Below are 21,616 nucleotides of genomic sequence, written 5' to 3' on the forward strand. Positions count from 1 at the left end.
TATAAATTAAAAAGTTTTGTTTATTTCCTACTTCATAATGTACCATTTAGCGGAAGCTATTTTGGTTTTATATAATCACATATATTCTATATTATATCATTAATTTTTATATTCTTTTTATATTCTTTTAAAAATTCCTTTATGTTTTTCTCTGTAAATACTTTAATGCCATTTTTTATAAGCAATTCTGCTGTTACTCCATTACCAAGTATTTTATTTCCATTAAAATTCCCATCATATATTTCACCATATCCACAAGAGGGACTTTTAGCTTTTAAAATTGCCAATTTACAATTATTATTCTTAGCAATTTCTAGAGTCTTATGGGCACCTTTTAAAAAATTTTCTGAACAATCTTTGCCACTTTTTGATATTACCTTTGCTCTTCCTTTCAATACATCTTCTCCAGTGCCTCTAACTATCTCACTTGGTTCTCTTGGTGTACTCATACCACCAATTTCCTCTGGACAAACTAGCACAACTTCTTCTTCTTTTAAAATTTCTTTAAGTTCTTTTAAATAGTTATTTTCTCCATTGTACTTGCAGTTTACACCATATAAACAAGCACTAACCAATATCATTTTCTATCACCATTCCTTAGAAATACTTATCTATGGCATAACAGTCCTTACTACCACTTTTAATAATGTGAGAGTATTAGAACCCTTAGTCATAGAACAGGGTTCTCACCTTAAGGAAACTCGTACCAATCACCAATGCGGAAATTGGAAATCCTTATGCTGAAACATAACTGCCCTAATTCTCCAACTTTGAGAGAAGTGGGGAAATTAGGGCTAATAGTCATGGTATAAACTTCACTTATTTTAGTATAGCAACGGTAACCCCTGTTCCTCCTTCACCATACTCTCCTAGTCTGTAGGATTTTACATGAGGATGTCTCTTTAACATATCTTGAACTGATTTCCTTAATATTCCTGTACCTTTTCCATGGATTATAGTAACCTCACCTAATCCACCTAAATAAGCATCATCTAAATATTTATCTACTGTAAATAAGGCTTCTTCAGAATCCATCCCTCTTAAATCCACAGAACTTGATACTGAACTCATTCTTAATTTAGCTTCTCTCTTTGTATTTTGTCTATTTTCTTTTTTAATACTCCTATTGTCTAGGGATTTAAGTTCATCTAGTTTAACATTTATTTTCATTATTCCTGCTTGAACCATTACCTCTCCCTTTTTATCTGGTTTAGTAAGAACTGTAACCTTTTGATTTAACCTAATTAGCATAACTTCTTGCCCAAGTTCTACTTCTTTTAGGTTTCCTTTTTCAACTTCTTTTTCAGTTAAATTTTCAAGTTTTTCTAGTCTAGAATTTACCTTTGATCTTTCACTTTCAAGTCTTTGTCTTGCATCTTTAAAGTCAGAAGATGTTTGTATTTTCCTTACTTCTTTTAAAACCTCATCAACTTCTAATTTAGCTTCTTTTACAACTCTCTTAGCTTCTATTTTAGCCTCTTCTAAAGCCTTTTCTCTAATATTTTCAAGCTTATATGCTTTTTCTTCATACTTTTCCTTAATTCTTTTAGCTTCTTCTTTTAAAACTGCTGCTTCTCTTGCATATTTTTCTGCTAAAATATTTTTTTCTTGAAGGCTTTGTATTAAGTTTTCAAACTCCATACTACTCTCTGATATATTTTCTCTTGCTGAAGTTATTATATAATCTTGAAGTCCTAAACGTTTAGATATTTCAAAAGCATTAGATTTTCCAGGAACCCCTATTAAAAGTTTATATGTAGGTCTTAAGGTCTCAACATCAAATTCTACGGAGGCATTTTCTACATTAACAGTTTTTAAGGCATAAGCTTTTATTTCGCTATAGTGAGTTGTAGCTAGTATTTTACATTTTCTACTTCTAAGTTCTTCTAAAATACTTACTGCTAAAGCTGCTCCCTCTGTTGGATCAGTACCTGCTCCAAGCTCATCAAACAATACTAAAGAGTGTTCATCTGCCCTATCCATGATTTTAACTATATTAGTCATATGTGAAGAGAAGGTAGATAGGCTCTGCTCTATACTTTGTTCATCTCCTATATCTGCGTATATCTCCTTAAAATACCCTACAATAGAGTTTTCTCTTGCCGGTATAAGCATACCACTTAAAGCCATAATCTCTAGTATTCCTAAGGTCTTTAAAGTTACAGTCTTACCTCCAGTATTTGGCCCTGTAATTATAAGAGAGGTAAAATCCTTACCTAAATATATGCTATTAGCTACGACCTCATCTATGTGTATAAGTGGATGTCTTCCCTCTATAATATCAATTATGCCCTCTTCATTTACTACAGGTTTAACTGCATCTATGCTATTTGCATATTTTGCCTTACCAAATATAAAATCTAATTCATATACTATGTTAGCATTATTTTTAACTATTTTTATATTGCTATATACATCTCTTGAAAGTTCTGCTAAAATTCTATCTACTTCTGCCTTTTCTTTTAATTTTATCTCTCTTATATCATTATTTAAATTTACAAGTCCCATAGGCTCAATAAATAAAGTAGAACCTGAAGCACTTTGATCGTGTACTATTCCTGGTACTTGACCCTTATTCTCAGATTTAACAGGTATTACATATCTGTCTCCTCTAATGGTATACAAGCTTTCTTGAAGATAACTTGAGTATTGTCTAACCATAGAGTTTACTCTTTCTTTTATGGAGCTATTTTTTTCTTTTAATGTCTTTCTAAGATTGTAGAGCTTTTCACTGGCTCTATCACTTACTTCCTCTTCACTTATTATGGCATTAAATATCTTATCTTCTATTCTTTTTAGAGGAACTATACCACTACATATATCTTCTAAAACCTTGTATCCGTCCTCTTCCTCTTTGTGGCTCACATACTCTAAAAAATTTCTAGAACTTTTAAGCATTTGAGCTACTTTTATTAATCCATCTGCTCTTAAACTTGCTCCTTTTTCAACTCTAATTAAATCTTCCCTTATATCATACAATCCTTCAAAAGGAGGATTCCCCTTTTTCATTATTAGCCTTACAGCCTCTTCTGTTTCTTCTAAATGTTCTCTTACCTCATGAATGTTATCATAAGGTGCTAACTGCTCTAATAAGTCCTTTCCTGCAGCTGTGTGTATATATCTTTTTAATTCTTCTTTTATTTTATTAAATTCTAAAACCTTTAATCCCTTTTCATTCATATAAAAACCACCTTTATAATTTTTACCTATTCTACCCCTCTTTTATAATGGCCTTTAGTATAATTAAAAGAAGGTAGCTCTTCCTCTTTGCCTAAGAAGTAACTTAAAACCTTTTTACTTTCTTCATAATCCTCATCTATAAAATCTATTCTATAACTTTTAATTCCCATATCATATAATTCATTTTTCACATCTATTAAATTTGTTCTAGCATTATTATATACATAACTTCTACAAAACTTATCTGTCTTAATTAAAAACTCTTCTCCAATTCTATCCTTAAGATAAAATTCACCTTCCCTGCAACTTTCATTACAAGCTGTCTTTATAGTTTTTCCTCCATAGAAAGCTCCAATAGGACAGTATTCACTTACCATAAGCTCATACCTACCATATAAAACCATAGCAAATTTATTATCTTTTCCTATATTTTTTGCTATACTCCTAATTTCTTTTCTATTTAATTCTGTACTCATATAAATTAAGTCTAAATCCTCTAAGAATTCATAGGAAAAAGAATTGAACATATTTATTTTGTAATCGCCTAAAATTTTTGTAATTCCCTTAAACTTATTTATAATTCCTAAATTACCAGTTATTATACCCTCTATTTTAGAAATATACTTTTCTATAGTGCTAACTACATAGTTCCACTCTCTATCTTTAATAATATTAGGAACCTTTAAGTAAATATTCCCCTGTAATTTATTAATATCTAAATTATTTAACTTATTGAATATGCTAATAGCTATATTTTCAGAGCCTAATTCCCTACATGCTCTATATTGGTCCATGGTGTTTATAGAAACCATAACATTAGGCAACTTAGTTTTATCTTTTTCATCCTTATTTTTATCTTTTTCACCCTTGTTTTTATGTTCTTCTTTTATTATATCTAAGTTTATTTTATTGGAGTTTAAACTCTTTTTAAATATGCCCTGTTGAATTTTTTCTAAAAGCTCACGTCTACAATCATTTATGCTGGATATTCTTAAAAATCCATCATTAAATTCTACAAAGCTTATCTCTTTTATTGTGAAAGGAGTGTCTCCAGTTTTATTTAAACTACTAATTACTCTCTCTTTATTAAGTGGTTTGTTTAAAGCCTCCTCAACTACCTCTCCAGTAACTTCAAAATTGTTACCCATAAATTCACATCTTAATAAAATAGGGCTACCTACTTTAAAGAGGACTTCTAAGTTAAGTTCATATTTTCTATGAATCTCTTTATAATAACTGCTTAAATCCTCTAGAAGTGCATTATCTGAAGTTTTATATAATATATCACCAGTTTTATATTTAGATGGTTTTAATTTCACCCTATCTCCCGCTTTAGCCTTTACAACCTCATTGCCATCTTTAATAATATTAGAGACTATAAATCCTGATTCTTCAACTCTTATTCCATCTTTTATGCTTATATCCTCTTCTAACATTATGGTTTTATCTTTTAAAACTTTACCTAAATAAAGTCCCATATTCTTAGGGAAATTAAATGCCATCATATCTTTTCCCCAATTGCCATATAAATAAGCTTTTGAAAAACCTTCTCTATTAAATAATTGAGAAAGAACTTTTTTATCCTCATCTTTTTTATCATAACTTAATTTATTATAATAATTATCTATGGATTTTCTATAGGCTTTTACTACTCCTGCCACATATTCAGGTCTCTTCATTCTACCTTCAATCTTTAAAGAACAAGTCTCTGATTCTATTAGATTGCCTATATTTTCTATGGTACATATGTCTTTAGGGCTCATTATATACCCTTCCTTTTCCATACCATTAGTTTTATTTATTAACTTATAAGGCAATCTACATGGCTGAGCACATCTTCCCCTATTACCACTTCTACCACCTATTATACTACTCATAAGACATTGACCTGAATAGGATATGCATAATGCCCCATGAATAAATACTTCAGTCTCAACTCCAACTTCTTTAGATATATAAGTTATTTCATCAATGGATAATTCCCTCGAAAGTACGATTCTACTAAAACCTTTTTCCTTTAAAAATAAAGCTCCCTCAGCATTATGTACAGTCATTTGCGTTGATGCATGTATTTCTAAATCTTTTACATATTTTTTTATTAAGTAAGCAAGACCCAAATCTTGTATTATAACCGCATCTACATTTATATTGTATAAATAATTGGCATATTCTAAAGCTTCCAAAATCTCCTCTTCTTTTAAAATAGTGTTTATAGTGACATATACCTTTACCCCGTATAAATGACAATAATCTATAGCATCTTTCATATTTTCTTCATTAAAATTTGTAGCATAAGCCCTAGCTGAAAACTTGCTTCCACCTAAATATACTGCATCTGCCCCACTTTGAACTGCAGCTTTTAAACTTTCCATGCTTCCAGCTGGTGCTAATAACTCAATCTTTTTCATATATATTTCTCTCCTAAAACATCTTATGTTATAATGAACTCCTAATTATTATACACCAATTTTAAATACAATAAAATAAAAGCACAGTTTTAACTGTACTTCTAAACTTATATTTTATTATTTTTTAATGGATTTTTCTTCAACTTTTCTCGAGCAAGATAAATTTGATTTTCTTGTAATTTCTTTTCCATATCCAAAACCTTATATTTATATGTCTGCATATTAAATCTTAATTCTCTATTATTTTCTTTTAACATTTTAACTTGATGTAAATATTTCTTTCCACTGTCTTCTAAAATCTGATTTTGCTCTTTTAAACTTTCAAGTTCTAACTTAAGAGCTTCTACCTCTTCTTTACTCTCTAATGAAGACTTAGCTCTAAGTTCTTCTAGCTCAACTTCTTTAAAATTTAATTTTTCTATTAAATTTTCTTTCTCTTTTTCAATGTTTTTTGCTTCTATTTTTACTTTATTAAGTTCTTCTTCTAATTGATTTCTCTCTTCCTTAATTGACCTATTTTCTTCTTTAATTAGTGTAGTTTCATTTTTAATAGATTTATTTTCTTCTTTAATTGATGTGTTTTCATTTTTAATTACTGTATTTTCTTCTTTAAGTGCTATATTTTCTTCCTTAATTACTGTATTTTCTTCTTTAAGTGATGTATTATCTTTTTTAATTGAAGTATTTTCTTCCTTAATTAGTCTTAATTCTTCCTTAATAAGTTTTAATTCCTCTTTAAGTCCTGAATTTTCTTCCATAACATTTAAGTTTTCTTTTATTACTTCGTTGTATTTCTCTAAAATCTTATTAAATTCTTCTTCTTTTTTATTTAACTTATTCTCTAAATCCTCTTGTTCTATTTTAAATTTAAAAAGATCATCCACCACATTTATAGCAGCAAGAATAGCTGCATTACTTGCACCTAGTTTAGGATTGTTTTCCTTTACTGCCTTAACTTTTTCATCAACATATCCTGCTACTTTATATAAATATTCCGGTTTTTCAATACCTTTTAATGAGTATTCAAAGTCATCAATTTTAACTGATACATAGTTCATAGAAACACCCCATATATGCATTATTAACATATATTCTAACACAAAAATACATTATGTTAAACTATAAATTAATATAAAAAATTAAGCACATCTATATACCTTGCATAGATGTGCTTGATTTTTAAATGTTTATCTTAATTCTGCACCTAATTTATGTTCTAGGGCTCTTACTATTTTATCGTGAACTTTATTTACTTCTTCATCTTTTAAAGTTCTCTCTGGAGTTCTATAGATTAAGGCATAAGCTACACTTTTCTTTCCTTCTGGAACCTGTTTTCCTTTATAAACATCAAATAATTTTATGCTTTCTAAAATGTTTCCACCTGCTTTAACTATAGTATCCTCTATTTCTTGAACTAATATTTCTTCATCAACTAATATAGCTATATCTCTAGTTACTGCTGGATATTTTGGTATCTCTACATATTTCTTATCTTCTTTATGATTTTTAAATATTACATCTAAATCTAATTCTGCAATATATGCCCTAGCATCCACTTCATAATTTTCACAAACATCAGGATGAACCTCACCAAATACACCTGCATATTCATTTTTTATAAATAAAGCTGCAGTCTTTCCAGGGTGGAAACTTTTGTTTTCTGACTCTCTTCTATAAGAAACTTTTTCTACTGAAAGTATCCCTAAAAGTTCTTCTATAATACCCTTTAAATATAAGTACTCAGTTTCACCGTACATTCCAATAGTTAATATATTTCTTTCTTCTGGTATTTTATCTTCATCTCTATTTTTAATATATATCTTTCCTACTTCAAACAATCTTACAACATCATTGTTTTTAGCATAGTTTCTTCCTAGAGAATCCATCATAGATCCTATAGTAGTAGTTCTCATTATGCTAAAATCTTCTCCTAAAGGATTTTTAATTTTAACTGCTTCCCTAAGAGGATTATCTTTATCCATTAATATTTTATCAAATACCTTAGGACTTATAAAAGAATAACTTATAGATTGATTTAATCCTAAAGAAATTAAAGTATTTTTAAGCTTTTGATCAAAATTTTGTTTTTGGCTTTTTCCACCTTTTAAAGTTTCACAGTGGGGAATTGTTGCTTTTATATTATTATATCCATATATTCTTGCTATTTCTTCTGCAATATCCTCTTTTATATTTATATCACATCTAAAGGTAGGAGCTTCTATAAGTAAATCCTCCCCCTTTAATTCTGTATTTAATTCTAAACTATTTAAAATTTTTGCCATTTCTTCTATGCTTATTTCAGTTCCTAAAAACTCATTTATCCATTTTGAATTAACTTGCACTGTATGTGTTGTTTTCTTATTTTCATAGATATCTATAACTTCTGATACAACTTTTCCTACACCTAATTTTTCTATTAAGTGACAAGCTCTATCCATTGCAACTTCTACATTGTTAGGATCTAATTCCTTTTCAAACTTTCCAGACGCATCTGTTCTAAGGGCTAACTTGGAAGAAGTTTTTCTAATAGATACAGGATTAAAACTTGCACACTCTAAAATTATTTCAGAAGTATCTTCTTTAATTTCTGAATCTAATCCTCCCATTATACCTGCAATGCCGATTATTCTATCACTATCTTTTATGCAAAGCATTGTATCATCAAGTTTTCTTTCTACTTCATCTAAAGTTTTAAGTGTAGTATTGTTACTTGCCTTTTCAACCACTATTTTATCTGTTTTAATTTCTCTTCTATCAAAAGCATGCATTGGCTGACCAAGCTCTACCATTACAAAATTAGTTATATCTACTATGTTATTTACAGGTCTTATGCCTGCTTCGATTAACCTTTCTTGCATCCACTCTGGGGATTGCCCTATTTTAACATCCCTAATATACTTTGCCATGTATCTTGCACAATCTTCATCCTTTACTTCTACTGAAACTGCATCACTAACCTTTGCACTGTTATCCTCTGTATAATTAAGCTCTGGCATAGTATATATAGTGCCTAAAGTTGCAGCTGTTTCTCTTGCCATACCTATTATACTTAGACAATCTGGTCTATTAGATGTTATTTCAAAATCTAATACTGCGCTTTCAAGGCCTAAAACCTGTTTTATATCCTTACCTAGTTCAGTATCTTCAGGAAGAATCATTAAACCTTCAATTTTCTTACCATCAGCAATTCCAAGTTCCTCTTCAGAACAAAACATTCCGTTTGAAACTTCTCCTCTAAGTTTTCCTTTTTTGATTTTCATTCCTCCATGAAGAGTTGCTCCATGTAAGGCTACTGGAATAATATCTTTCTCTTTCATATTAGTTGCTGCTGTAACTATTTGAATATTTTCTTTTTCACCTATATTAACTTGACAAATTGATAATCTATCTGCTTCAGGATGTTTTGTTATCTCTTCTATTTTACCTGTTACAACCTTTTGAATTTCTTCTCCTGATATAATTATCTCTTCTAATTGAGAACCACTTAAAGTTAGTCTATCTCCTAATTCTCTTGGAGAAATATCTATATTAACATAATCTTTTAACCATTTAAAAGGTACTTTCATAATCAAACCTCCTGCAAAAATTTATATTTTATACTTCTTAAAATTGATTTAAAAATCTCATATCACTTTCGTATAAAAGTCTTATATCATCTATTTCGTAGTTTTGCATAACCATTCTATCTAAACCAAATCCAAAGGCAAATCCACTATATATAGTAGGATCAATGCCACAATTTTTTAGCACTTGTGGGTGAACCATTCCGCAGCCTAATAACTCTATCCAGCCACTGCCTTTACATACCTTACAACCTTCTCCACCACATACAAAACAAGTTGCATCAACCTCTGCTGAAGGTTCTGTAAATGGGAAATGGTGAGGTCTAAATTTAGTCTGCATTTTTTCTCCAAACATTCTTTTTGTAAATAATTCTAAGGTACCTTTTAAATCAGCAAAGGTAATACCTTTATCTATTACAAGACCTTCTATTTGGTAGAAAATTGGTGAATGTGTAGCATCAGCAGCATCTGAACGATAAACCTTACCTGGTGCTATGATTTTTATTGGTGGTTTTTGATTTTCCATAGTCCTTACTTGAATTGGTGATGTTTGAGTTCTAAGTACTAATTTATCATTTATATAAAAAGTATCTTGCTCTCCTCTTGCAGGATGGTCCTTTGGAATATTTAATGCTTCAAAATTATAATAGTCATACTCAACTTCTGGACCCTCTTCAATTGAAAATCCCATAGATAAAAATATATCTGTTATTTTCTCCAAAGTTAACTCTAAAGGATGCTTTCTTCCTATTTCTTTTTTTATGCCTGGCATAGATATATCAATTATTTCTGATTTTAATCTTTCTTCTTTTTCCTTATCTTTTATATCCTTTATAGCCTTTGATAATTTACCTTCTATTTCCTCTCTAACCTCATTGGCAAGCTTACCTATTACAGGTCTCTCTTCTTTAGAAAGTCCTCCCATTGCTCTTAATATGCTCGTTAATTCTCCTTTTTTACCTAGAAATTTTACTCTAAGCTCTTCTAATTCTTCCTTAGAACAAACTTTTTCTATTTCTTCTAATGCTAAAGATTTTATTGATTCCAGTTTTTCTTTCATTTTAATCCTCCTTTTTTATTTAAAGAAACTTAATTGCAAAAAAATAAAGCCCTTCCCCAAAACAGGGACGACTTTATCGTGGTACCACCCTAATTGAGGCTATCACACTAAAGAATTTACATACAATAATTGACCTGAAAATTTAAAATTAGCACAATATATTGTAGTGTTTATTTTTAATGTGATATCCCCCACTCTGTATTTATAACGGATATATATCCGTTAATGACTACTAAATTCATCATTACTGCTCTAGAGTGAACTTCAATATAAAAGTTATCTTAAGTAAATTCTCAGTCAAAGATCTACTCTCCCTGTAAGGCTTATATACCTACTCTCTCCTTCATAGCTTTTAATTTATTAAATTTAATACTTATTATATATGTTTTATTTAAATTTTTCAAATACATTTTGTCTTACTATTTCATAAATCATTATACCTGCTGCAACTGCTACATTTAATGACTCAGATTCTCCTGGCATTGGAAGTTTTGCTTTTAAGTCGCTTAGTTCATAAACTTCCTTACTTATTCCATTTCCCTCATTGCCTATTGCTATTATGACATTCTCTTTTAAATTTAAGCTATAAAAATTTGTTTCTGTATCTAGGGAACTGCTTATTAATTTAAATCCATGATCTTTTAAGTTTTTAGTAAAATCAAAATTATTATCTTTAATTATAGGAACCTTAAATATAGATCCCATGGTAGATCTTAATGTTTTTTCATTATGTAGATCTACAGTTCCTCTAGTTAATATAACACCTAGTGCACCACTAGCATGAGCTGTTCTTATTATAGTTCCTAAATTCCCTGGATCTTGAACCTTATCTACTAGGACATAGAAACCATGATTTTCTTCTACCTTAATAGCTTTATTTTTAATTACTGCAAGAACCCCTTGAGGTGTTTCTGTACTACATAAGGTTTTAAAAATTTCTCTTGTGACCTTATATATTTTCGTCTCTTTATTTACTTTATTAAGTAATTGTATTCCCTCTTCTCGCTCTAAAAAATCTTCACTAAAAAACATATATTCCATGGTAAAAGTTGAATTTATAGCTTCTTCTGTAAATCTAAGTCCTTCTATTATAAAACAGTTTTTTTCTTCTCTATATTTTTTTTCTTTAAGTTTTTTAATTTCTTTTATTAAAGAGTTATTTTTACTTTGAATAAATTCTAATTCCACAAGAAAACTCCTTCTACTGTATCCTATTTTCTAACTTTTTTAAATCCTCAACATTTCCAATGGCTACAATTACATCATCTTTATTTATTATTTCAGTAGGGAAAGGTGTTACGTCAACTTCCGATTCTCTTCTTATAGCTACAACATTTATTCCAAACTCGCCTCTTATATTTAACTCTTGTAAACTTTTACCGTTCCATTCTACTGGGCTTATAAATTCAGCTATACTATAATCAGGAGATAGTTCTATATACTCTAATATATTAGAAAATACTAATCCATGAGCTACTCTAACACCCATATCCTTTTCAGGGAATACAACTTTATTAGCCCCAATCTTTTTTAGAACCTTTGCATGCATAGCATTAGTTGCCTTTGCAACTACTTGTTTAATTCCTAATTCTTTTAATAAAATTGTTGCCATTATACTAGCTTGTATGTCTGAACCTACACTTACAATAGCTACGTCAAAATTCCTTACACCTACTTCTCTTAAAGCTACTTCATCTGTAGCATCTGCTTGTATAGCATGTGTAACATTATTTGATATATTTTGAACACTTTCTTCATCAATATCTATAACAAGAACATCATTCCCTAAATTATATAAAGTCTCTGCCACAGATGTTCCAAATCTCCCCAAACCTATAACCACATATTGTTTTTTATCCATAATTCTACACCTCTTTAACCAATTAAGATTTTTTCTTCAGGATATCTTATATTCCCCTTATTTCCATTTCTATTTGTAAGTGCAAGCACTATAGTTAATGGACCCACTCTTCCAAAATACATGGTAATTGCAATTATGATTTTTCCAATTACACTAAGTTTTGTAGTTATACCTAAAGTAAGACCTACTGTAGCAAAAGCAGATACTGTTTCATAGAGTATTTCCTCTAAGGTGAATCCAGTTTCTGTAATAGCTAAGATCATAGTTACAGTTACTACTAATAGAAAACTTATAGTTAATATAACTATTCCCTTGTATACAATTTCCTTAGAAATTCGCTTATCTCCTATTTCTGTATCTTCTCTTCCTCTTATAACTGAAATAAGAGTGTATATTAAAAGCCCAGCAGTGGTTGTTTTTATTCCCCCTGCTGTAGAACCTGGTGATCCTCCTATAAACATAAGAAGTATGGTTAAAAACCTACCTGGCAGGCTCATATCTGAAGTAGATATTGAGTTAAATCCGGCTGTTCTAGGGGATACTGAAGCAAAAATTGAAGATAAAACCTTTTCTTTAATGCCTTTATTCATTATAGTTGCAGGATTGTTCATTTCAAATAAAAACATTAAAATTGATCCACCTACAATTAAAAATGCTGTTACATATATAGCTAATTTTGTATGCAGAGAAAACTTTCTAATCATCTTTCTATTATAAATCTCACTCCACACAAAAAATCCTAGTCCTCCAGTTGCTATTAAGGTAGCAATAGTAAGTATAACAACTGCATTATTAGAATAGGCTGTTAAACTACTAAAATTGCCCATTAAGTCAAAGCCTGCATTACAAAAGGCAGATATAGCATGAAATATACTATAATAAATTCCCTTTTTAAGACCAAACTTAGGAATAAACTGAGTAGATAAAATTAATGCTCCTATACCTTCAATGGAAAATGTAAAATACAAAACGTACTTTGACATTTTTACTAACCCTTGAAGTGAAAAAGAATTCATAGCCTCCTGCATTACTAGTCTTTCTTTAAGGGTAATTTTTTTACCTAATAATAAAAACACTAAAGTTGCAAGGGACATAAATCCTAAACCACCAATTTGAATTAAACTTATAATTACGGTTTTACCAAAATAACTCCAATAAATTCCTGTGTCTAAGGTTATAAGGCCAGTAACACATACTGCAGATGTAGATGTAAACAAACAATCAACGAAATTGGTCCAGTTTCCCTGAGCTGATGAAATAGGTAACATTAAAAGCAGTGCACCTGCAAATATTACAAAACCAAATCCTATAGCAAGAACCTGTACTGGTTTCAACTTTGTATGTTTATTTAAAAAATTATTTAATTTCATAATTTTAGCTCTACAAAACCCTTTAGATTTTGTTGTATATTCAACTTTATAATATACATTATAATAACTCTACATTATTATAGCGTAAGCTAACGCAGAACATTTCACTCCCCTCTTTATAGATTATAAAACTTATTTTCTTTAAAGAAAATATAGAGAAGCTATTATAATCTTAGTATTAATTATTATCCCTTATTATATAATTTTTATTTTAACATTATTGTATGATTTTTATTTTAACATTATAGGTTTCTTAAATGTAGTTTTAAGATATCATAATAACTGTTATTAATTATGGCTGTTATTAATTCTAAGCTTAAATACAAAAAATGCAGCCGCAGCTGCACCTTACATTACTATTTAGATTCTAATTGTTTTTTTGCAACTTCTACTAATTCTGCAAAAGCTTTAGGATCGTTTATAGCTATTTCAGAAAGCATTTTTCTGTTTATATCTATTTCTGCTAGTTTTATACCATTCATGAATCTTGAATAAGACATTCCATTCATTCTTGTTGCAGCATTTATTCTAGCTATCCAAAGTTTTCTATAATCTCTCTTTTTTAATTTTCTACCTATAAAAGCGTTATTTAACGCTCTAATTACTGTTTCATTAGCTGTTGTAAATAATTTACTTCTTGAACCATAATACCCTTTTGCAAGTTTTAATACTTTTTTATGTTTTTTACGAGCATTTACAGCTTTTTTAACTCTTGCCATTTCACTACCTCCTTAAGTACACCTATTATAGATATGGTAATAATTTCTTCATTACTTTTTCTTGTGAATCAGAAACTAATGTAGATTTTCTTAAATTTCTCTTTGTTTTTGGAGATTTTGATGTTAATAAGTGCCCTTTATAAGCTTTAGCTCTTTTTAACTTTCCAGTTCCTGTTTTCTTAAATCTTTTTGCTGCCCCTCTATGAGTTTTCATTTTTGGCATATTTGTTTCCTCCTTACTAAACGTAGTATTTATTTTTTAGGAGCTAAAATTAAAATCATGTTTCTTCCTTCTAATTTAGCCTTTTTTTCTATAACACAAACGTCTTCAAGCTTAGAATGAAATTCTTCTAATATTCTTTGACCTATATGCGCATAATCAGCTTCTCTGCCCCTAAATCTAACTGTAACTTTAACTTTATCTTCAGCTAGTAAAAACTTTCTAGCATTGTTAGCTTTTATTGTAATATCATGATCTTCTATTGTTGGACTTAATCTAACTTCTTTAATACTAGTAATTTTTTGCTTCTTTTTTGCTTCTTTTAATTTTTTAGTTTGTTCATATACATATTTGCCATAGTCCATTATTTTACATACAGGTGGATTAGCACCTGGGGAAATTAAAACTAAATCTTTTTCCCTCTGTTCAGCTATTGTTAAAGCTTCTCTTGATGACATTATGCCTAATTGTTCTCCCTCATCAGATACAACCCTAACTTCATTTTCTCTGATCTCTTCATTCAATAATTGTTCCTTTTTATTTATATTAGCCACCTCCGGTTAAGAATTTAATATAAAATAAGAGACGGCAAGTGCCGTCTCTATTATATACAAAAGTAATTTTTTTACTAATGAATTAACTAATAATGATTAACCTAACTAGCACCGCTGTTAGGTGAGAAACGACAATTTCTACTTTGTTTAAGTATTAATTTTTAACAACATAAACATTATATATCTAATATATTATGTTTGTCAAGCTTTTTTATTGAGCTTTAGTATTTATTTCTTCTTTAATTTTATTTAAGAAGTCTTCTACAGTAATTGCTCCTAAATCCCCTTCTTTTCTAGCCCTTACTGCAACTTTTCCTTCTTCCATTTCTTTATTCCCTAGAACAAGCATATAAGGAACTTTCTTTAACTGAGCTTCTCTTATTTTATAGCCTATTTTTTCGTTTCTTAAATCTAATTCTGCTCTTATACCTTGAGATTTTAATTTTTCATAAACTTCTTGTGCATATTTTTCTTGAGCATCTGTTATATTCATAATTTTAACTTGTACTGGTGCAAGCCATAATGGGAATGCCCCTGCAAAATGTTCAATTAATATGCCTATAAATCTTTCTATGCTTCCGAATATAACTCTATGAACCATTACCGGTCTATGCTTTTCTCCATCTGCTCCTATATATGTTAAGTCAAATCTCTCTGGCATTTGGAAATCTAATTGGATAGTAGCACATTGCCATGTTCTTCCTAAGCAATCTTTAAGATGTATGTCTATTTTAGGACCATAGAAAGCTCCGTCACCTTCGTTAATTGTATAATCCTTATTAATAGTTTTTAGTGCATCTATTAAGCTATTTGTTGCGATCTCCCAATCTTCATCGCTTCCCATAGAATCATCAGGTCTTGTTGAAACTTCCACAAAGTAATCAAATCCAAAAACTTTATAGAATTCATCTACAAGCTTCATAACCCCTATAATTTCTTCTCTTATTTGTTCCTTTGTCATAAATATATGAGCATCATCTTGAGTAAAACATCTTACTCTCATAAGTCCATGAAGCGCACCAGATAATTCATGTCTATGAACTAATCCAAGTTCTGCAAGTCTTAGAGGGAATTCTTTATAAGAGTGTAATTGACTTTTATAAACTAAAATAGATCCAGGACAGTTCATTGGTTTTACCGCATAGTCCTCATTATCGATTTTTGTAAAATACATATTGTCTTTATAGTGATCCCAATGTCCTGATCTATGCCATAATTGTTCATTTAAGATAATTGGAGTTTTAATTTCTTCATATCCAGCTTTATTATGCATTTCTCTCCAATATTCCTCTAATGCATTTCTTAATATCATTCCTTTTGGATAGAAGAATGGGAATCCTGGTCCTTCTTCCAATAATCCAAACAAATCTAATTCTTTTCCTAATTTTCTATGGTCTCTTTTTTTAGCTTCCTCTAATAACTTCAAATACTCTTCTAATTCACTTTTCTTAGTAAATGCAGTTCCATAAATTCTTTGAAGCATTTTTTTATTTTCATCGCCTCTCCAATAAGCACCGGCAATAGATAGCAATTTTACTGCTTTAACTATTTTTGTACTTGGCACATGAGGCCCTGCACATAAATCAGTAAATTCTCCTTGTGTATAAAGTGAAATTACTTCATCTTCTGGAAGATCTTCAATTAACTCTACTTTGTAATCTTCCCCGTTTTCCTTCATTAGTTTTATTGCGTCTTCTCTTGAAAGTACACTCTTCTCTAATTTTAAATCTTCTTTAATTATCTTTTCCATTTCCTTTTCTATTTTTTCTAATATTTCAGGTGTAAAAGAAAATGGAGCATCAAAATCATAATAAAATCCATTGTCTATAGCAGGCCCTATAGCAAGCTTAACTTCTGGATAAAGTCTTTTTACTGCTTGAGCTAAAATATGTGCTCCTGTATGTCTTAAAGTCTTTTGTCCACCCTTATCTTCAAAAGTCAATATTTCTAATGTACAATCCTCATTAAGTTCTGTCATTAATTCAGCCTTTTCTCCATTTACCAAAGCACCTAAGGATTTTTTATATAGAGCAGGACTTATTTTCATTGCAACTTCACTTACTTTTGTTCCTTTTTGAACTTCCAATACTTTTCCATCTTTAAGTGTTATCTTAACCATACTTTCTCCTCCTTAACTATCTAAATAAGTATATTTCTTAATTAATAATTCTTATAATTTAAAAATTTATATAAAAAAACTCATCCCAAAACATGGGACGAGTTGTTCGCGGTTCCACCCAAATTGATAGGAATAACTCCTATCCACTTAAATATACCTTTAACGCTGGCTGCGTAAATATCTACTAAAAATTCAATACTATACTCGGAGGTGGTTTTCAACAAAACTTATTCAGAAAGACTTTCAGCCAATGGTCTTTCCTCTCTGAGAACAGCAATTTGTTTACTCTTCCTCTTCATCGCATTTAACTTATTAAGTTTTCTTTATATGAAGTTTATTACAACTTTTCTTTTTTGTCAAGTAAAATTTATAACTTTACTCTATACTTGTTTATTTTACAAAATTCACACCCTGTACAGAATGCTACCCTCTCCATAAACACATCTTTTATAGTATTTATAAACTCTGTAGATTCAAAGTGTTCCTTGCAGTGAATTACAATTCTTTTAGGTACATTAGTAATAAGTCCACTTATTATTATATCCTCCATACCAATAGTTCCAGTAAATTTTACCTCTTCAAGATCTTTTAAAAATTCATTTAAAATTTCTTCTCCTTTTTTATCTTTTAAAACATATTCACCCCTATCTGTAACTATAATATTAACCTCATCTATTTTACTTTCTTGTACATCAACAAAGTATTTTAATAACTTAATAAATTCCCTATACTCTTTTTCACTTATATAATTTTGTATAACTGAATCTGAAATAGAAGTTAATTCTTCTTTTATTCCCCTACTTCTAAAATTCAAAAATCCATTTATATTAAATTCATTACTCTCTTCAATACAAGAGGAGATATTTCTTAGTATGCTATTTTTAATATTTATATAATATACATCTTCAGATTTTATAGATACTTTTTCGGATTTTAATACACTTTTTATCTTATTAATTAAAAAATCGATTTCAGTATTTTTTAAAAAGAAATATCTATCCCTAATTTCATCTTCTAAATCTTTTTCACAAAACTCATCTACAATGAAGTCATATAATACCATACTTAAATATATATAAAAATTATTTTTAATATATAAATCTTTTTCAATATAATTACTACAATATATATTTACAAAATATTTGTTATTAACTATTTCTTCTTTTATTCCTAGTTTTATATCTTTGACATCAAAATAATTTTTAATAGCTCCTATATCTTCTGTAAAGTCTTTTAAGCTGTTGTCATAAACTATTGTGCTTATTAACATTGTCACCTCACTCCTTTAAGTTTATTATGTGTGTTTTTTTTATGTATATTCAAAATTATATCTTCATTTATCGACAATATCTTTATCATGCTTTATGATATAATTTTTCTAATAAGGAGTGATTGGTTTTGAATTTTTTATTTGTAGATAATAGAATTAACAACATAGAGCTAGATAATTTAAAAAATTTAAAGAAAAAAATTTTTAAAGTTCCTAGTTGTGAATCCCTCTATACAGCTATTAGCGCTCATCCTGATATATTAATGAACATTATAGATTATAAGAATATTTTAGTTCATAAGGACATGAATTATGATTTTTTATGTCGTATTAAAGAAAACGGATTTAATGTAATTTATTCTAATAATTCTTTATGTAGTTCCTATCCTGAAGATATTATATTAAATGCACTTACCCTGGATAATATTTTTGTTCATAACCTAAACTTTACGGATAAAATGCTATTAGATTTAAATAGACATAAGAAATTAATTCATGTAAAACAGGGATATACAAAATGTTCTATAGCAGTAGTAGATAGCAGGTCCATAATAACCAGTGATACTTCCATAGCAAAGATTTTGAGCAAAGAAAATTTTAACGTACTGCTTCTTCCACCTGGAGATATAATTCTAGAAGGATTAAACTATGGTTTTATAGGTGGAACTTGCGGTTTAGTTGAAGATAAAGTTCTAGCCTTTTATGGGAGTTTAGAACATTATGTTTATGGAAAGGAAGTATTAAACTTTTTAAAGGAGCATAAGGTAGAACCTTTATTTTTAAGAGATGGAAAGTTAGTTGATAGGGGTAGCATTCTCTCTATATAAAGAAAGTTTTAGCTTTATAGAAACTCCTTATCCTAGGAATTAATTGCTCTTAATTTTAATTATATAAATGATGGGAGTATTACAGGGCATAACCTTAGGATAAGGAGATTTAAAAAGCCAGTGATAAAATCACTGGTCTTGGAGGCGCCACCCAGATTTGAACTGGGGATAAAGGTTTTGCAGACCTCTGCCTTACCACTTGGCTATGGCGCCATTTAATTATTACTCTTATAATTCTATAGTATGTACTAACAAACTTATTGTTACTAAAAAATTTAAAAAGAAGCTTAAGTTTATTAAATCTCTTAAGCTTCTTTTAATCCTTAGATTCCTTCAATTTATCCCATGGCTCACAACTCTAAACCCTACTCCTTCTTAAAGCAGATTTTATAGCAGTTATGCCTGTGAATACGGAGTTCTAAAGCTCATAATAATAAGGCTTTCTTATGAGGCTAGAAACTCTATTTATATTTTAAACTCTATCTAATATATCCTTTATATCTTGAGATGTAAATAAGTATTGCTTACCACAAAATTGACATTTTATCTCTTCATCTTTATTATCCTTATATATATCCTCTAGTTCTTTTCTTCCTATACTTATTAAAGCCCCTTCTACCTTTTCCCTACTGCAATCGCAAGAGTATTTAGGTACACTACTGTCTAGTAATTTTAGATCCATGTCTTCAAAAACATATTGAAGTATTTCTTCTATAGTTTTACCTGAGGATATCATCTCTGTAACAGAAGGAATTTCTTCTAATCTATACATTAATATATCTGCTAACATTTCATCGGCACCAGGCATCATTTGAATTATAAATCCTCCTGCAGCCTTTGACTTTAGATTTGTATCTACTAATACACCTAGTGCCACTGCTGATGGAACTTGCTCAGATACAGTAAAGTAGTACGCTAAATCATCTCCTACTTCCCCTGTATATATTGGAACTCTTCCTACATAAGGTTCTTTAAGTCCCATATCCCTTATAACAAGAAGTTCTCCATCCTTTCCTATAGCACCACCCACATCTAATTCCCCTTTACTATTAGCAGGTAAGTTTACTTGTGGATTCCCTATGTAACCTTTTACATTTCCATTTGCATATGAAGTAACTATAATTCCTCTTGCTTCTCCTCCACCATCCATCTTTAAAGTAAGTTTATCCTTTTCTGACTTTTGCATAGCTCCCATTAACACACCAGCAGTAAGCATTCTACCTAAGGCTGCTGTAGCTGTAGGAGTTGTATTTTGGATTTCTACAGCTTCATTTACTATATCAGTAGTAATAGCTCCTATTACCCTAATCTGTCCATCCTTTGCTGTTCCTCTAACTAATCTATCACTCATATGTTTTTCCTCCTAAATAAACTATTTTTGCGCAACAAATAATATTCTTTCACTATTTATTTTAACTTCGCAATTGCTATATCCATTAAGTTTTTCTTTTAATGTAAATCCTGCTTCTTCTAAAAGTTTCTCTATATTCTCAGTTTTATAAGCCCTTTCTCTATGCTGCTCATCAAACCTCCTATATACCTCTCCCTCTTTCACAAAGAATGTAAGATACATGTTCAATATGTCTTCTTCAAGATAATTTTCCCATATGTACACTACTTCCTCATTATCATAATTATATACATTATTACCCATAACTTCTGTTAGCTTATAATAAGAATTTATATCGAAGATAAATAATCCTCCATGCTCTAAATGCTCATATACACTTTTCAAAAATCTTAATAAATCTTCTTCTTCTAAAATATAATTAGTACCATCTAGAGCACAGGTTGCTAGATTAAATTTATTATTTAATTTTAATTCACATATATCTTGGCATATAAATTTTATCCTCTTTCCCCTTAACTTTTCTTCTGCCTTACTTAGCATATAAGGAGATAAATCCACAGCCCAGCTATGTTTAAAATCTTTACATAAATTTAAAGTTAAATTTCCTGTTCCACAAGCAAGGTCTAAATAGTATTCTTTATTAATATTGTATTGTCTGCATTTTTCTAATATAAAATCTGCCCAAAGCCTATAATCTACATCTTGATTTATAAGTTCATCATAAACTGAAGATAAATCCCTATAACTATCCATCTATCCTTCTCCCTTTGTCTATACTATATTTATATTATAAAATAAAAATCCTCTTTATCAAGTGTATTTATAGAAATATATTAATATAAGGCTATTTACTAGTGTAAATAGCCTTATATTATATCATCATTTTTAGGTATCTTCAGCTCTCTTTTTTTCTTTGTCATTATTCCTCCAATCCTTCCTGTTTCCTCTGCAGTAAGTCCTGACCAACCATACTTATCTACTTTATCTTTAAGTCCTAGTTCCTCAGCTATTTCATATTTAATCCTTTCTCTTAACATTTCCATTTCCGTTAGTTCTTTTTTAGCTTTAATTTTAGACTTAATAACCTTTTTTAGGGGAGTTTTTCCCATGTCTA

18 protein-coding genes, 1 tRNA gene and 2 other annotated features are annotated in these 21,616 nt (G+C 29.5%); of the genes, 1 reads left to right on the forward strand and 18 read right to left on the reverse strand.

Translation table 11 applies throughout. The features are described 5' to 3' along the window. Nucleotides 1–86: 86 nt before the first annotated feature. The 14 genes from FNZ64_RS00880 to ytxC form a co-directional block, all read right to left on the reverse strand. Nucleotides 87–581 (reverse strand): 2-thiouracil desulfurase family protein, encoded by a 495-nt coding sequence (locus tag FNZ64_RS00880; protein WP_142412995.1) that lies wholly within the window; start codon nt 579–581, stop codon nt 87–89. Between the two features lie 238 nt (nt 582–819). After that, on the reverse strand, nt 820–3,180 hold the full coding sequence (locus FNZ64_RS00885) for an endonuclease MutS2 (protein WP_142412996.1): 2,361 nt from the start codon (nt 3,178–3,180) through the stop codon (nt 820–822). A gap of 26 nt (nt 3,181–3,206) precedes the next feature. Then, on the reverse strand, nt 3,207–5,588 hold the full coding sequence (locus tag FNZ64_RS00890; protein WP_142412997.1) for a U32 family peptidase: 2,382 nt from the start codon (nt 5,586–5,588) through the stop codon (nt 3,207–3,209). A 107-nt stretch (nt 5,589–5,695) separates the two neighbouring features. Beyond that, complete coding sequence (locus FNZ64_RS00895) at nt 5,696–6,646, reverse strand: cell division protein ZapA (RefSeq protein ID WP_185903636.1); 951 nt, start codon at nt 6,644–6,646, stop codon at nt 5,696–5,698. Between the two features lie 129 nt (nt 6,647–6,775). Then, nucleotides 6,776–9,154: a phenylalanine--tRNA ligase subunit beta gene (gene pheT, locus FNZ64_RS00900; RefSeq protein WP_142412999.1), complete on the reverse strand. Its 2,379-nt coding sequence runs from the start codon at nt 9,152–9,154 to the stop codon at nt 6,776–6,778. A 37-nt stretch (nt 9,155–9,191) separates the two neighbouring features. Next, nucleotides 9,192–10,211, reverse strand: coding sequence for a phenylalanine--tRNA ligase subunit alpha (pheS, locus tag FNZ64_RS00905; RefSeq protein ID WP_142413000.1), 1,020 nt, complete (start codon nt 10,209–10,211; stop codon nt 9,192–9,194). A 60-nt stretch (nt 10,212–10,271) separates the two neighbouring features. Then, nucleotides 10,272–10,567: a binding site (T-box leader), on the reverse strand. Between the two features lie 31 nt (nt 10,568–10,598). Further along, nucleotides 10,599–11,399: a TrmH family RNA methyltransferase gene (locus FNZ64_RS00910; RefSeq protein ID WP_142413001.1), complete on the reverse strand. Its 801-nt coding sequence runs from the start codon at nt 11,397–11,399 to the stop codon at nt 10,599–10,601. A gap of 13 nt (nt 11,400–11,412) precedes the next feature. Further along, nucleotides 11,413–12,072 (reverse strand): potassium channel family protein, encoded by a 660-nt coding sequence (locus tag FNZ64_RS00915; RefSeq protein WP_142413002.1) that lies wholly within the window; start codon nt 12,070–12,072, stop codon nt 11,413–11,415. 14 nt (nt 12,073–12,086) lie between these two features. Then, entirely contained in the window at nt 12,087–13,442 is a 1,356-nt protein-coding gene (locus tag FNZ64_RS00920) for a TrkH family potassium uptake protein (RefSeq protein ID WP_142413003.1), read from the reverse strand. A 356-nt stretch (nt 13,443–13,798) separates the two neighbouring features. Next, nucleotides 13,799–14,161 carry a 50S ribosomal protein L20 gene (rplT, locus tag FNZ64_RS00925; RefSeq protein WP_142413004.1) on the reverse strand — a complete coding sequence of 121 codons (363 nt, stop codon included), beginning with the start codon at nt 14,159–14,161 and terminating at the stop codon, nt 13,799–13,801. A gap of 25 nt (nt 14,162–14,186) precedes the next feature. Further along, a complete protein-coding gene (gene rpmI / locus FNZ64_RS00930; RefSeq protein WP_142413005.1) occupies nt 14,187–14,384 on the reverse strand; it encodes a 50S ribosomal protein L35 in 198 nt (65 codons plus the stop codon). A gap of 29 nt (nt 14,385–14,413) precedes the next feature. Next, nucleotides 14,414–14,926, reverse strand: a complete 513-nt coding sequence (infC, locus tag FNZ64_RS00935; protein ID WP_423244929.1) for a translation initiation factor IF-3 — start codon at nt 14,924–14,926, stop codon at nt 14,414–14,416. 220 nt (nt 14,927–15,146) lie between these two features. Continuing rightward, complete coding sequence (gene thrS / locus FNZ64_RS00940; protein ID WP_142413007.1) at nt 15,147–17,054, reverse strand: threonine--tRNA ligase; 1,908 nt, start codon at nt 17,052–17,054, stop codon at nt 15,147–15,149. A 90-nt stretch (nt 17,055–17,144) separates the two neighbouring features. Further along, nucleotides 17,145–17,362: a binding site (T-box leader), on the reverse strand. 59 nt (nt 17,363–17,421) lie between these two features. Further along, nucleotides 17,422–18,324: a putative sporulation protein YtxC gene (gene ytxC, locus FNZ64_RS00945; RefSeq protein WP_142413008.1), complete on the reverse strand. Its 903-nt coding sequence runs from the start codon at nt 18,322–18,324 to the stop codon at nt 17,422–17,424. A 128-nt stretch (nt 18,325–18,452) separates the two neighbouring features. Between ytxC and FNZ64_RS00950 the strand changes: the two genes are divergently transcribed. Next, complete coding sequence (locus FNZ64_RS00950; RefSeq protein ID WP_142413009.1) at nt 18,453–19,151, forward strand: DUF6873 family GME fold protein; 699 nt, start codon at nt 18,453–18,455, stop codon at nt 19,149–19,151. 139 nt (nt 19,152–19,290) lie between these two features. Here FNZ64_RS00950 and FNZ64_RS00955 read toward each other — a convergent pair. From FNZ64_RS00955 to FNZ64_RS00970, 4 genes are all read right to left on the reverse strand, one after another. Next, nucleotides 19,291–19,364 (reverse strand) — tRNA-Cys (locus FNZ64_RS00955). Nucleotides 19,365–19,623: 259 nt separating this feature from the next. Next, nucleotides 19,624–20,502 (reverse strand): Hsp33 family molecular chaperone HslO, encoded by an 879-nt coding sequence (hslO, locus tag FNZ64_RS00960; RefSeq protein WP_142413010.1) that lies wholly within the window; start codon nt 20,500–20,502, stop codon nt 19,624–19,626. Between the two features lie 21 nt (nt 20,503–20,523). Then, a complete protein-coding gene (locus tag FNZ64_RS00965; RefSeq protein ID WP_142413011.1) occupies nt 20,524–21,255 on the reverse strand; it encodes a class I SAM-dependent DNA methyltransferase in 732 nt (243 codons plus the stop codon). Between the two features lie 113 nt (nt 21,256–21,368). Beyond that, nucleotides 21,369–21,611 carry an alpha/beta-type small acid-soluble spore protein gene (locus tag FNZ64_RS00970; RefSeq protein WP_142413012.1) on the reverse strand — a complete coding sequence of 81 codons (243 nt, stop codon included), beginning with the start codon at nt 21,609–21,611 and terminating at the stop codon, nt 21,369–21,371. Nucleotides 21,612–21,616 lie beyond the last annotated feature (5 nt).

The organism is Hathewaya massiliensis (assembly GCF_902143515.1).
In the GTDB taxonomy this organism is placed as follows: Bacteria; Bacillota; Clostridia; order Clostridiales; family Clostridiaceae; genus Hathewaya; species Hathewaya massiliensis.

Bases quoted from the DNA above. Each gene is read 5' to 3' on its own strand.
- FNZ64_RS00880 (WP_142412995.1), bottom strand. From the start codon at position 581: ATGATATTGGTTAGTGCTTGTTTATATGGTGTAAACTGCAAGTACAAT.
- FNZ64_RS00885 (WP_142412996.1), bottom strand. From the start codon at position 3,180: ATGAATGAAAAGGGATTAAAGGTTTTAGAATTTAATAAAATAAAAGAA.
- FNZ64_RS00890 (WP_142412997.1), bottom strand. From the start codon at position 5,588: ATGAAAAAGATTGAGTTATTAGCACCAGCTGGAAGCATGGAAAGTTTA.
- FNZ64_RS00895 (WP_185903636.1), bottom strand. From the start codon at position 6,646: ATGAACTATGTATCAGTTAAAATTGATGACTTTGAATACTCATTAAAA.
- pheT (WP_142412999.1), bottom strand. From the start codon at position 9,154: ATGAAAGTACCTTTTAAATGGTTAAAAGATTATGTTAATATAGATATT.
- pheS (WP_142413000.1), bottom strand. From the start codon at position 10,211: ATGAAAGAAAAACTGGAATCAATAAAATCTTTAGCATTAGAAGAAATA.
- FNZ64_RS00915 (WP_142413002.1), bottom strand. From the start codon at position 12,072: ATGGATAAAAAACAATATGTGGTTATAGGTTTGGGGAGATTTGGAACA.
- FNZ64_RS00920 (WP_142413003.1), bottom strand. From the start codon at position 13,442: ATGAAATTAAATAATTTTTTAAATAAACATACAAAGTTGAAACCAGTA.
- rplT (WP_142413004.1), bottom strand. From the start codon at position 14,161: ATGGCAAGAGTTAAAAAAGCTGTAAATGCTCGTAAAAAACATAAAAAA.
- rpmI (WP_142413005.1), bottom strand. From the start codon at position 14,384: ATGCCAAAAATGAAAACTCATAGAGGGGCAGCAAAAAGATTTAAGAAA.
- thrS (WP_142413007.1), bottom strand. From the start codon at position 17,054: ATGGTTAAGATAACACTTAAAGATGGAAAAGTATTGGAAGTTCAAAAA.
- ytxC (WP_142413008.1), bottom strand. From the start codon at position 18,324: ATGTTAATAAGCACAATAGTTTATGACAACAGCTTAAAAGACTTTACA.
- hslO (WP_142413010.1), bottom strand. From the start codon at position 20,502: ATGAGTGATAGATTAGTTAGAGGAACAGCAAAGGATGGACAGATTAGG.
- FNZ64_RS00965 (WP_142413011.1), bottom strand. From the start codon at position 21,255: ATGGATAGTTATAGGGATTTATCTTCAGTTTATGATGAACTTATAAAT.
- FNZ64_RS00970 (WP_142413012.1), bottom strand. From the start codon at position 21,611: ATGGGAAAAACTCCCCTAAAAAAGGTTATTAAGTCTAAAATTAAAGCT.